10 protein-coding genes are annotated in these 12,281 nt (G+C 63.6%); 7 read left to right on the forward strand and 3 right to left on the reverse strand.

From position 1 onward, the window contains the following. Positions 1-163: 163 nt before the first annotated feature. The 4 genes from AC5STI_RS20190 (at position 164) to AC5STI_RS20205 (ending at position 4,079) form a co-directional block, all read left to right on the forward strand. Positions 164-637: a metal-dependent hydrolase gene (locus AC5STI_RS20190; RefSeq protein ID WP_495448017.1), complete on the forward strand. Its 474-nt coding sequence runs from the start codon at positions 164-166 to the stop codon at positions 635-637. Then, on the forward strand, positions 634-1,485 hold the full coding sequence (gene rfbD / locus AC5STI_RS20195; RefSeq protein WP_495448051.1) for a dTDP-4-dehydrorhamnose reductase: 852 nt from the start codon (positions 634-636) through the stop codon (positions 1,483-1,485). Before AC5STI_RS20190 ends, rfbD begins: the two co-directional genes overlap by 4 nt. Next, complete coding sequence (gene rfbA / locus AC5STI_RS20200; protein ID WP_495448052.1) at positions 1,482-2,384, forward strand: glucose-1-phosphate thymidylyltransferase RfbA; 903 nt, start codon at positions 1,482-1,484, stop codon at positions 2,382-2,384. Before rfbD ends, rfbA begins: the two co-directional genes overlap by 4 nt. Positions 2,385-2,570: 186 nt before the next feature. Beyond that, positions 2,571-4,079 carry a hypothetical protein gene (locus AC5STI_RS20205; RefSeq protein WP_495448053.1) on the forward strand — a complete coding sequence of 503 codons (1,509 nt, stop codon included), beginning with the start codon at positions 2,571-2,573 and terminating at the stop codon, positions 4,077-4,079. A 48-nt stretch (positions 4,080-4,127) separates the two neighbouring features. On the opposite strand, the gene AC5STI_RS20210 is transcribed toward AC5STI_RS20205, so the two are convergent. The 3 genes from AC5STI_RS20210 to AC5STI_RS20220 are packed head-to-tail and all read right to left on the reverse strand — an operon-like array spanning position 4,128 to position 7,481. Beyond that, the gene (locus tag AC5STI_RS20210; protein WP_495448054.1) at positions 4,128-4,967 is read right to left on the reverse strand and encodes a CpsD/CapB family tyrosine-protein kinase; all 840 of its coding nucleotides are present in this window, start codon (positions 4,965-4,967) and stop codon (positions 4,128-4,130) included. A gap of 18 nt (positions 4,968-4,985) precedes the next feature. Next, positions 4,986-6,560: a GumC family protein gene (locus tag AC5STI_RS20215; RefSeq protein ID WP_495448055.1), complete on the reverse strand. Its 1,575-nt coding sequence runs from the start codon at positions 6,558-6,560 to the stop codon at positions 4,986-4,988. Between the two features lie 12 nt (positions 6,561-6,572). Next, the gene (locus AC5STI_RS20220; RefSeq protein WP_495448056.1) at positions 6,573-7,481 is read right to left on the reverse strand and encodes an ExeA family protein; all 909 of its coding nucleotides are present in this window, start codon (positions 7,479-7,481) and stop codon (positions 6,573-6,575) included. Between the two features lie 294 nt (positions 7,482-7,775). On the opposite strand from AC5STI_RS20220, the gene AC5STI_RS20225 reads away from it, so the two are divergent. The 3 genes from AC5STI_RS20225 (at position 7,776) to AC5STI_RS20235 (ending at position 12,240) form a co-directional block, all read left to right on the forward strand. Beyond that, a complete protein-coding gene (locus AC5STI_RS20225) occupies positions 7,776-10,208 on the forward strand; it encodes a tetratricopeptide repeat protein (RefSeq protein ID WP_495448057.1) in 2,433 nt (810 codons plus the stop codon). Positions 10,209-10,362: 154 nt separating this feature from the next. After that, positions 10,363-10,974 (forward strand): polysaccharide biosynthesis/export family protein, encoded by a 612-nt coding sequence (locus AC5STI_RS20230; protein WP_495448058.1) that lies wholly within the window; start codon positions 10,363-10,365, stop codon positions 10,972-10,974. 120 nt (positions 10,975-11,094) lie between these two features. Beyond that, positions 11,095-12,240, forward strand: coding sequence for a TonB-dependent receptor (locus AC5STI_RS20235; protein ID WP_495448059.1), 1,146 nt, complete (start codon positions 11,095-11,097; stop codon positions 12,238-12,240). Positions 12,241-12,281: the final 41 nt, after the last annotated feature.

Consider the following 12,281-nt stretch of genomic DNA (forward strand, 5'->3'; position numbering starts at 1 on the left):
ACGGGGAAGTGAGAGCGGAAATGCCACGGAGGGCAGCCCCCGGCCGCGGGTGGGGGAGAAGCCCCCGCCCCGAGCTGAAAGCACGCCTCCGGCATGACAGGGGCGGGACGGGGGCTGCCCGGCCTAACGGCCGGGCGGTATTTTTTCCGGATAGTACTCCCCCATGCTGACCGCGCATCTGCCCTCCGGCTATGTGCTGGCACGGCTGGCGCCTGAGAAGCACCGGTTGTTGATGCCCGCCGCGCTCATTGGCGCGGTGCTGCCGGATTTTGACATGCTGTGGTTCCATTTCGTGGATCAGGGCAGCATTCATCATCACCGCTACTGGGTGCATGTGCCGGCCTTCTGGGCCGCAATTGCAGCGCTGGCACTGCCGGGCCTGGCCGTCTTTGCCAGGTCTCTGCTGGTCCCGGCGCTGATATTCTTTGCAGCCCTTTTCCTGCACATGGTTCTGGACGCCATCGGCGGCGGTATTCTGTGGGGGGCACCGTTCGACGACCGCCTCTATACGTTGGTTGCAGTGCCTGCCGCCCAAGCGCATTGGGTGCTGTCCTTCCTGCTGCACTGGACCTTTTCGCTGGAGCTGAGCGTCTGGGCGCTAGCCTTGTATCTGTGGTGTAAGGGGAGATGCGTATGACCATCCTGGTTTTCGGCAAGACCGGCCAGCTGGGGCAGGAGCTGGCAGCCTATGACGGCGCCGCCTGCCTGGGCCGCGATCAGGCGGATCTGAGCCATCCGGCGGCCTGCGCCGCGGCCATCCGGCAGGCGCAGCCGCAAGCCGTGATCAATGCCGCTGCCTATACCGCCGTCGACAAGGCGGAGAGCGAGGAGGCGCTGGCCAATGTGATCAACGGGGCCGCCCCCGGCGCGATGGCGGCAGCCTGTGCGGAGATGGGCATTCCCTTTGTCACCGTCTCCACCGACTACGTTTTTGACGGCAGCGGCGAGGCCCCCTGGCAGCCCGGCGATACCCCCGCGCCGCTCAATGCCTATGGACGCTCCAAACTGGCGGGCGAGGAAGCGGTGCGCGCGGCGGGCGGAACTCACGCGATCCTGCGCACCTCCTGGGTGGTCTCGGCGCATGGCAGCAATTTTGTGAAAACCATGCTGCGCTTGGGCAAGGAACGGGAGCGGCTGACCATCGTGGCGGACCAGATCGGCGCCCCGGCGCCTGCGCGGGACATTGCGGCGGCCTGCATCGCTATGGCACGGCAGCTGATTGAGGACCCGGGCAAGTCCGGCACCTATCATTTTGCAGGCCGGCCCCAGACCAGCTGGGCAGGCTTTGCGCGCGAGATCTTTGCCCGGGCCGGGATTGCCTGCGACGTTGAGGACATCCCCACCGCGGATTACCCCGCGCCGGCGGCGCGGCCCTTGAATTCACGCCTCGATTGCTCCGCGTTAGAGACTGTTTTTGGTATCCCGCAGCCGGATTGGCGGTCGGGTCTGGATGAGATTTTAAAGGATTTGGGAGAATTGGCATGACAGAGGGCAAACCCGGCATGAGGACAGTCTCCGGCCGCAAGGGCATCATCCTGGCGGGCGGCTCCGGCACCAGGCTCTACCCGATCACCATGGCCGTCTCCAAACAGCTCTTGCCGCTTTATGACAAACCGATGATCTACTACCCGCTGTCGGTGCTGATGCTGGCAGGCATCCGCGAGATCTGCGTGATCACCACGCCGCAGGACCAGGCGCAGTTCCAGCGGCTGCTGGGCGATGGCAGCCAGTGGGGGATTGAACTCACCTATGTGGTGCAGCCCTCGCCCGACGGGCTGGCGCAGGCGTTTATCCTGGCCGAGGACTTTCTGGCGGGGGCGCCGTCGGCGCTGGTGCTGGGCGACAACATCTTTTTCGGCCACGGCCTGCCGGAGCTCATGGCGGCGGCGGACCGCCAGGCGGCGGGCGGCACCGTCTTCGGCTATCACGTGGCGGATCCGGAGCGCTATGGCGTGGTGGCCTTCGGCGCGGATGGCACCGCGCGCGAGATCATCGAAAAGCCCCCCGTTCCGCCCTCGAACTATGCGGTGACGGGGCTGTATTTCCTGGATGGATCGGCGCCTGAGCGGGCCCGCCGGGTGCAGCCCTCCCCCCGCGGCGAGCTGGAGATCACCGATCTCTTGCAAAGCTACCTGAACGAGGGCGCCTTGCGGGTGGAGACCATGGGGCGGGGCTATGCCTGGCTTGATACCGGCACCCATGGCTCGCTCCTGGATGCGGGCAATTTCGTGCGCACCCTGCAGGAGCGCCAGGGGCTGCAGGCCGGCTGCCCGGAGGAGGTCGCCTACGGGCGCGGCTGGATCACCGCCGCCGAGCTGCAGGCGCAGGCCGGGAAATATGCCAAGAACGCCTACGGCGCTTATCTGCAGCGGCTGCTGGGATAGGAGCCGGAATTCCCTTTGCTGGCCGCAGGTGGTCTTCGAAGATCACGGCGACCTTGCACGTCTGAGTGAAATGTACGACATTCACAGGCAATAATTGAGCAGTCCTTTGTCATTTCTCTATGACGCGCTGCAAAGCATCGCTAAATGTCAGTTCAGTGAATTTAGTTAAGCCATAAAGAGAAGCACATGTCGGGTATTGGCAGTACAGGTCGGAAACCTAAGTTCCTCATTCGCGCAGGAGGGGTTTGTTTCGCGGTGCTGTGCGCCTCTGCTGGGTGGTCTGCGACACAAACTGAAGCACTGACTCCGGGCGAGATATCGCGCGATCAAATCGCGGCATTGTCGCGACAGCAGCCATATGTGTGGTCGCGCGCGACCAATTTCCGAGATCTCGGCGCCCCCGCTGCGGAGCAAGTGCCGGCCGCGCCCGCCGGGTCTCCGGCAGGCATCCTGACTGCGGAACAGCAAAACGCGGGATTTGCATGGAACCCGGAACAGGGCCTCATTGTGCTCAAAGGCCCTCCCAGCGCGAAAAGCAGCGTCCCGGAAACCGATGAAACGGGAAACCTGCCAATAGGCTGGCAGCAGGACGGGGTGGAGCATCGAGCTTTTGTCTGGAGCGGAGACGGTTTGCTGGATCTCAACGCGCTGGTGCAGCTGCCCGAAGGCATGGTCCTCACCGAAGCACAGAACCTCGGCGCGACAGGCGCGGTTGTCGGCCGGGCTCTGGACAAGGACAAGACTGCCGGCGTGTTCATCTGGACCCCGGGTGCAGCGCTGCAGCTGCTGCCCGCCATTGAAGGCGCGGCGCCGGAATCCGCCAAAGCGGTTTCGCCGCGCGGCCATGTCATAGGGCAGGCCAATCTTGCGGGCATCAGCCAGGGCTTTGTTTGGCGTGAGGGCGCCGCGGCACGCCTTCTAGCCACACCTGAGGGTTCCCCTACGGAGGCGCTTGGCGTCAATGGCGCAGGCGATGTGGTGGGTGCCAAGCTCACGGACGGGCTGGCGAACAGGTCCCGGGCGATGCTCTGGCCGGCAGATGGGAATAACGCCATCGATCTGAATAACCGCTTGTCCGAGAAACTGCCTGATGGCGTCAGCCTGATCCGCGCTGAAGCGGTCAATGACGCTGGGGAGATTGCAGCCTATGGGCTGACAGGCAAGGGGAGCGTGCAGCTGGTTCTGTTGACGCCAAAAAACGGCACTGCGAAACGGGTATTTACGCCGCAGGTTTTGGGCGAGGTTTATATTGATGCCGCTGCCCAGCCTCTGTCCGTTCTGGAGATTACGGAGAGCAGCGATATTTACGGGGCCTGCGCCCCGCTGGCCCAAGCGTGCTTCTCTGTCGGTTCCTTGCAGGCGCAAGAGCTTGCTCGGCTTGCTGGCGTGACCAACTTTTTTGATCCGGGTCTTCAAGGAGGCCCGCGAGTGCTGGCTCTACCCAGCGGGCTTGGCGCAAGCAGCCTGGCAGGCGGCGGAACACCGGCCGGCGGCAGCCTTGACACGTCTCCTCCCGGCGGGCGCACACCCACCCCGGGGACACCTTTCTTTCCGTCACTCACCACTCCCTCCTCCACGACCAGCGATCCGGTGACTGCATCGCCGGTCCCGGTGCCGGCAGCGCTCTGGGGGATGTTACTGGGGTTGGTTCTGCTGCTGCGCCCTTGGGCGCTGCGGAGGGGCCGCAGCCGCTAGGGTGCAAACGATGGCAGCGGGGAGGCCCGTGCCATCATCTGCTGTAGTTCAGTACCCGTATCCGCCGTATTCGGATGGGGTGAAGTGGCATTTGTTTAGAACCACCCCCAGGACATTGGTCTGCGAGGCCAGTTCTCTTTCGCAGCGGTCGATGTCCTCGACCGTGCTGTGTTCGGCTGCGGCGACGATCAGAACGCAATCCACGTGCTGCATGAAGGCCATCGTATCGTCATTGACCAGAACCGGAGGCATGTCGAAAATCATCGCATGCGGCTGATAGTCGGACTCGACCCCCGCCAGGACCTCTCCCACAGCACCGCCCAGGAGGATGTCGGAGGCGTTCCGCACGGGGGTGTCATTTGTCAGGAAGGCCAAACCGCTGCCGCACCGGACCGCCGCCTCTTCAAAGGCCGCACCGGCGCTCACTACCTCGGCCAGTGAGGCACTGCGCCGGTCTTGACGGGACATTCCCAGCAGCCGGTCGTGGCTTGGCCGGCGCATATCGGCCTCGATCGAGATGGCGCGTGTACCCGGCTGGCGGGCCATCGAGAAGGCCAGGTTCAACGCCACCGTACTCTTGCCGCATCCCGGGGTCGGAGAGGTTATGGCAAGACGGTGCCAGCCATGTTCTTGCATCAGCCGCAGCGCCCGGGTGCGCAGCATGTCGAAGGGCGTGGCCTCGGGGGAGGCCTCCATTGCGACGATGCGGTTGCGGGCGAGCAGGCGGGGATCGGGGTTTACTTCGGGCAGCGCCTGCCACAGCGCGGGCGCTGCAGCCGGGGCGGTCTGGGCGGCGGGCCGCATGTCCCGGTGGCGGGCTGCCGCCTCCGGCTGGGCGCCTGCCTGTTTCTGCCGGGCCTTGGTGATTGCGGCCTGAAGACGTTCCATTCCTGTTTTACTCCGTACTCAGAGAAAATGACCAAGGCCTGCCTTGTCGAGGACACGCTCGACAACCGGCTGAAGGGGGGCTACCTGCCGGTCCACGTACCACAGGATCAGAGGGGCACCGGCTGCCAGGGCGGCGGCAGCCCCTAGGATGACGCTGCGGCGGCGCAGCTGTTCGGCCCGAGTCGTCATGTAGGGGATCGTCGCAAAGGTGGCGATCTGCAGCCCCTTCTCCAGGTCCTGGGGCCTGCGCACCGCGCGGTTCAGCAGTTCGCGCAGCACCAGGAGGCCCGCTCCGAGCAGCAGCCCGGTGAAGAGGCCGCCCAAGGCGATGACGGGTCGGTTCGGGCTGAGCGGCGCTTCCGGCGGCACTGCCTGCTCGACCACAGTGATGCGCTGCCCCCGCGACAGCGACTCGATCATGCTGCCGGTTTCAGCGCGCGCTTTGTTGGCGACGGCCAGATTATACTGTTCCTGCAGGTTGGCGTAGTCGCGTTCCATTGAGGCCAGGGTGACCGCATTGCCGGGGGTTGCCTCGATGGTGCGGGCAATCTCCTGCATGCGGGCCTCGCTAGCGGCGTGCTGGTCCTCGATGTAGCTGATCTGTGCGTCGATATCGGCAACCTGGATATCGTAAAGCGACAACTCGAGACTCTGGCCGTTGTCCCCGGCGGCGGCAGGCGGCAGCGCGGCGGCGGCCGCCGCCGCGGCGTCAATCTGGGAGGCCAGCAGGATCATGCGGGGGTGGTTTGCGGACAGGGTCGCGGAGAGGCGCGCGTATTCGCTGCGCAGTTCCGCGAGCTGCTGCTCTTCCGGCCGGGCCTGCGCGCGGCCGGGCCTGCCGCGGTCCGTCAGACTGGTCTGGCCGGTGGTCTCAAACAGGGTGGAGAGCTGGGCGCGCCGCTCCTGCAGGGCGCTCTTTTCACGCTCCAGCTGGGTGAGGCGCTCTTGCAGGGCCGCCTGCTGGCCCCGGCGGAACTCCATGCTGTCGGGCAGAGCATCAAGGTTGTTCTCCTGGAAATTCAGGATTTGGCTGCTGACGCGGCTGAGGCTCTGCTCCAGCCGATCCACCTCCTGGGTGAAGAATTCCAGGGTCTGGCGGGCCACGTTGGTCCGCATCCGCACGTTTTCCTGCAAGATCAGGGTGACCACCTCATTGGCGGTCTGCGCGCTCAGCGCCGCGCTCTCCGCCTCGAAGCCGACGGTGACGATAGTCGCCGCGCTTTCGCCGCGGCGCACCTGGCCGCGAGGGGTGACGATCTCGATCCGCGCGCGCAGGTCCTCGACTTTGTCATCGGCGATCAGATCCTCCTGGCCAGCGTAGAGGTTCAAGTCATTGGCCAGCTCCAGCAGAATGTCACGGCTGAGGATACGCTGCCGGATGATCTGCAGCGCCTCGATTTCCCCGGTGCGCACGGTGCTGGCCGCCAGGTCGCCGGGAATCTGTTCCGACTCCACGATCAGCGTCGCCTGCGACCGGTAGACCGGCGGCAGCGCAAGCGCAATGACCAGGCCGGCCACCGTTCCAAGGGCTGTCAGGATAACGATATAAGGCAAGTGCTTGCGGAAAATCCGCCAATAATACTCAAATTCCATTTCAGCCCAGTCCTACTTCATTTCGTCGCTGTCCAGCCGGGCAGGCTGTTCGGCATCGTCCTGGACCAGCCGCAGCGGATGCCCGCGCCCGGCGCAGAAGAAAAGATTGTCATCCAAGACCTCTTGGACAGCTGCCTCGTCGACGGTATGCGCGCCCGCTTCGAAGGCATACAGAAGCGCAAAATCGCACAGCTGGTTGATTAGCCGAGGTATTCCGCCCGTTGCTTGGCGGATCATGGGAAACGTTTCTGGCAGAAAAACCGCCTGCTGCGCTCCGGCGACGTTCAGCCGGTGGCTGACATAGGTTTCAACGTCAGCGTCTGTCAGCCGGGGCAGGAAGACGCTGGCCGAGATGCGCTGCGCCAGCTGGGTCATGTCCGAGCGCATGATGATGTCGCGCAATTCGGGCTGGCCGACCAGGACCAGCTGCACCAGCTCATGATCTGCGAAATTGATGTTTGTTAGCATGCGCAGATGCTCAAGCGAGTCCCGGCCCAGGTTCTGCGCCTCATCAAAGATCAGCACGACCCGCCGGCCTTTGCCGTATTCCTCCACCAGCAGGTCCTCGAGCCTGCGGTTGAGGGTGGCATAGGACTCCTCTTCGCAGATCTCCTGGTCCAGCGCGTTCAGGATCAGGCGCAGCAGATCCAAGCGGCTGGACGCTGCGGAGTTTGAGATCAGGCCGATCAGCAGCTCTTCACCAACACTTTGCAGCAAATCGCGCAGCAGCGTGGTTTTTCCCGATCCCACCTCGCCAGTCACCAAGGTGATCGGAGACCGCGAGATCAGCCCGTATTCCAGAACCGCCCGGGCTTTCCTGTGCGCGCGCGACCAGAACATGAAGCCGGGATCGGGGACCAGGGTGAAGGGCCGCCTGTGCAAGCCGAAATGCTCAAGATAAAAATTGAAATTAAAGTTCATGGCACATCCAAACTAACAGGCAGCGCGACTGCCACGGGCACGGCTTACTGGCACTACGTGTCCTGGTGTTCTGTAACTGCAATCCTGAGTGCTGGCAATCGCCCGGGCATATGAGAAAGAGAGCAGCTCGTTTTTCTGCAGCAGCATGGGGACCGAGTTGCATTTTCCGATACGGATTTCAGGTGTCGTTGCGACCCGTGAATTCCGGCCGCTTCGAGGCGGTTTCCCGGTGAATTCCTTTTTCTTTCATGCTAAGCGCCGTGATGCGGCTCTGCTTATTCCCGGGTTATACTGATGTTCAGATTTAAAAATTTCCTTATTGTCATCCTTATCACTGGAGCACTGGCAGGCTGCAAAAGCCGCGAGGAGCGCGCTGAAGACCATTACCAGTCGGCGCTGGTGCTGCTGGAAGAGGGGGACACTGAGCGCGCGCTCGTCGAGCTGCGTAATGTCTTTGATAACAACACGCGGCACCGCGAAGCCCGTCATCTCTATGCCGATCTCGTGCTGGAGCGCGGTGATGTCCAAGAAGCCTATGGACAGTATCTGCGGCTTGTCGAGCAATATCCCGATGCGGTCGATGTACGCCGCCAGCTGGCTGAGATTGCGCTTGACTTGGATAATTGGGATGAGGTGCGCCGCCACGGCACTGCGGCGTTTGAAATGGCCCCGAAGGATCCGGCCAGCCAGGCGCTTTCTGTTATCATCGCCTATTACCAGGCCAAGCAGAGCCAAAATGCCGTTGAGGCTGGCAAGGCGGCGCAGGAAGCCGAGGCGCTGTTGCAGACACATCCGGAGTTGCCGACAGCCCTGCGGCTCCTGGTGGACTGGCATGCCACCAGCCCGGCCCCGGCGCGCGCACTGCCCTATCTTGACCGGCTGCTGACATTGCATCCTGACGCGAGGTCACTGCACATGACCCGGCTGATGATCCTGCAGCGTGCAGGGCAGACCGGGGAAGCCGGCGCGCAGCTGCACCGTATGTATGAGCGGTTCCCGGACGATGAGGTGATCGTTGACCTCATGATCAAATGGTACCGATCGCGCAATGACTTCGAAACGCTGGAAGCGTTTCTGCGCGAACGGGCAGGGGCCGCAGGTGCTGCATCCGAGGGACACATGGCCGTGGTGTCGCTGCTGGCCCAGACTAGGGGGGAGGAGGCGGCTCTGGCCGAGCTGGAGCGGCTGAAATCGGCAAACGCCGGGACCGATCTCGCCCGGCAGTATGCCCTGCAGCAGGCGCTAATCCGGTTCCAAGGCGGGGACAGCGCAGCCGCTATGGCTGAAGCGGCGCGGATTATTGATCAAGCCGAAGCACCCGACCTGGTCAATGACGCTCGCATGTCCTTGTCGCGTATGAAAGCGGCCAGCGGCGATCAGGAGGCAGCACGGGAGTTGGTCGGGCAAGTTCTGGAAAGCGACCCCGGGAACGTGGCAGCCCTGAGCGCACGCGCCGCTTGGCACATCCGCGAAGACAGGCTTTCAGAAGCGGTCACCGGGCTGCGCCACGCGCTAGGCCAGGATCCGCGCAATGCCGATACCCTTATTCTGCTGGCCGAAGCTCAACAGAAACTGGGCAATGTCGAGCTTGCGGAGCAGCGCCTGGCCCAGGCGGTCGGAATCACCAGCGCGGCTCCGCGTGAAGCGCTAATCTATGCCCGTTTTCAGATCGCGCGCGGCCAGCTGGCCGCGGCGGATCAGGTTCTGACAGATTCTTTCGGCGCCAACGGCAATCTGGATGTGGCGCGCTTGCTGGGGCAGGTGCTGATGCGCCGCGGCGACTTTGAAGGCGCCCGCGGCATCTTGGACCGGCTGGCCAACAGCCAGAACCCCAATGCCGCCCCGCTGGCCCGGTCGCTGCAAGCCGCGCTGCTGTTTAATCAGAACCGGCTTGAGGAAGGGTTTGCCTTCCTGCGCAGCACTGCCAGCGAAAGCGGCGGCGACGGCGAACTCATCACCGCTCTGCAAATCCTGCGCGTTCAGATGATGACCGGGCGTCTCACTGATGCCCGAAACCAGATTGCCAGTATGCAGGAGAAATTCCCCGGCAACATGGCCTTGCGCCTGCTGGAAGGCAACCTCTACGCGCTGGAAGGGCAGCCGGAAGAGGCGATCAATGTCTACAGCGCACTTTTGGAGGAACACCCGGAAAACCTGATCGTGCTGCGGCGCCTCTATACCGCTTTGCGGGAGGCGGGCCGCGGAGAGGGCGCACGAGAGCTGCTTGATGCTGCTCTGGAGCGCCAGCCTGATGCCGCTGCGCTGCTGATGCTGCGGGCCGTCGAGCTGGAGGAGCAGCAGCACGCGGAAGAGGCTATCGCGATCTACGAGGAACTCTACGAGGCGGATCCCGACAGCCTGATCGTGGCCAACAATCTGGCCAGCATGCTGGCGACCCACCGTGACAGTCCTGAAGACATCAAACGCGCATATGCCATCGCCCAGCGGCTGAATGGCACATCCATTCCTGCCATGCTCGACACGCTGGGCTGGGTACAATACCTGAACGGTGAGACCGACGCGGCCGTGCTGAACCTGCAGGCGGCGGCGCGCGGCCTGCCCGGCAATCCCACCGTCGCGTTCAATCTGGCGCATGCCTACGCCCAAGCGGGCCGGGATACGGACGCCCAGGCGGAATTGAGCCGCGGATTTGGGCTGGCGGGAGGTGACGAAACGGTTCCGCAATTTGCCCGTGCCAAGGAGCTGTTCAGCAAGCTGGGCGGCTGATCGAAATCTGGATTTATTCCGCAATGTGGCATACAAGGCACGGGAAAATGGATTCAGCCGCCTTGCAGCTTATAGACGGTGAATAATGCATGTAGATCCGGGGCATATTCCGCTCCGTATGGCGGCGCAGCGAATTTGGAGCAAGATATTCAAGATGAACGCGACGAAAAAAGCTAAAACCTTCATCACCTGGGTTTGGTCGGCACTGGCCTGCGGGATTTTCCTGGCCGCCGCGGCGGAGGCTCAGGAGTACAGGATCCGCGCTGGGGACACGCTGCGCGTGGAAGTCCTGGAGGACGCCACAATCAACCGTGAAGTCCTGGTCGGCCCGGATGGAAGCATTTCCGTTCCGCTGGTCGGCACTGTCTCTGTAGGCGGCAAGACCCGGGCGCAGGTTAGCGACCGCCTGGCCACGGCTCTGGCTCCCAATTTTGCCAAGCGACCGAATGTCCTGGTGTCGCTGCTGTCGCAGCGGCCGGTGACCGGCAGCGTCTCGCGCAAGGTCTATGTGATCGGCGAGGTCAACAAGCCCGGTTATGTCGACGTGGGCCGCAACACCACGCTGCTGCAGGCGCTGGCCTTGGCCGGCGGGGTGACGGATTTCGCCGCGGTGAAACGGGTCCAGCTGCGGCGTCTGTCCAGCTCCGGCGAGACGGTCTACCGCTTCGACTACGGCAAGGTGCTTGCGGGGCAGAGCAACGTGGGAACCAGCAAGGTTGTGGGTGGTGACGTGATTGTCGTGCCCGCACGCCGACTGTTCGAGTGATTTCCCTCTGACATGCAGCATCTAGGTAAAACCCTAACCCTGTGCGCGGGGCTTGCTGCCCTGCCCGCGGGAGGGCAGGAAACGGGTGGGAAATCCACGCGCTTCGAATTCCTGCAAGACGTGGAAACCGTACGCAACCCGGATCTGGATCCCGGGCAAGACGAAACAGAAACTCTCTCGACCACCACTCTAGCCTATACGATCCAAAGCAGGACGCGCCGGGATGATCTGTCGCTGCGGCTGCAGACGGCGCTGCGGCTGCCCTTGTCCGGCAACAGCGGTGATCCTGAGCTGGACGACAGCGGCGCGGAGCTGCGCTATGCGCATACCGCGCCGGGATCGCGGCTGACGGCCTATGCCTCGCTGCGGCGCTTTGAACTGGACAATCTCCAGGCGCTGGACCTAGTGGATGATGATGGGGTGATCGACGATCTCGATGACCTCTCCAGCAGCGGCACGCGCACCAGCGGCACGTTCCAGCTAGGTGCTCAGTTCGGCGAAAACCGGCCTTTCGGCTGGGGCTGGACCGCAGGGGCCGCCACGGTTCGCTACAGCGGCCTTTCCGCGGACTCCACCCTGCAGGATGTAGACAGCGTCAATGCGGCGCTGACCGGGCGCTTCAACCTGACCCCGGTGCTGCAGCTGACATCACGGCTGCGCTATAGCCAAAGTGACGAGGACGGCAGCCCCCGCACCAGCACCCGGGGCGCCGATGCCGGGCTGGTCTTCTCCCGGCCAGCAGGCGAGCTGCGCAGTGCGCTGTCGCTGTCCTGGCCCGACCAGTCGGCCGACCGGGTGGCCCTGACCTTCGGGGGGACCCGGAAACTAGGCGAACAAGGCCAGGTCTCCCTTGATCTTGGTGGCTCCTTCGCCGATGGCAGTGATACTTCCGTGATCGGCCGCTTCGGCTATCAGCATCAGCTGTCGCGCAGCAGCCTGCTACGGGCCCAGTTAAACCGAGAGGTCAGCGATGCCTCCGATGGCAGCGTGCTGCTGCGCACTACAGGCCAGCTCGGCTATGGTATCGCGCTGACATCCTTGACCGATCTGAACTTCGATGTGCGCTATCTGGACCGCGATACGCTGGACAGCAGCGAAGAGATTACGGAATACGGAGTGAGTGCCAGCCTCAGCCGTCAGCTGACAGATGAATGGAGCCTGGCCGTCGGTGTCAGCCGTACTTCCCGTGATGAGAACGGCAGCGCCCGCGCCACCTCCGAAGCGCTGTATTTCACCCTGAAGCGGGCCTGGACCGGGGACTCCTGACTCCGGCCCGCTGCCCCAGTTTCCTGTGCCGCCTGTTAACC

It is taken from the genome of Leisingera sp. CC-HEC096, from assembly GCF_059429235.1.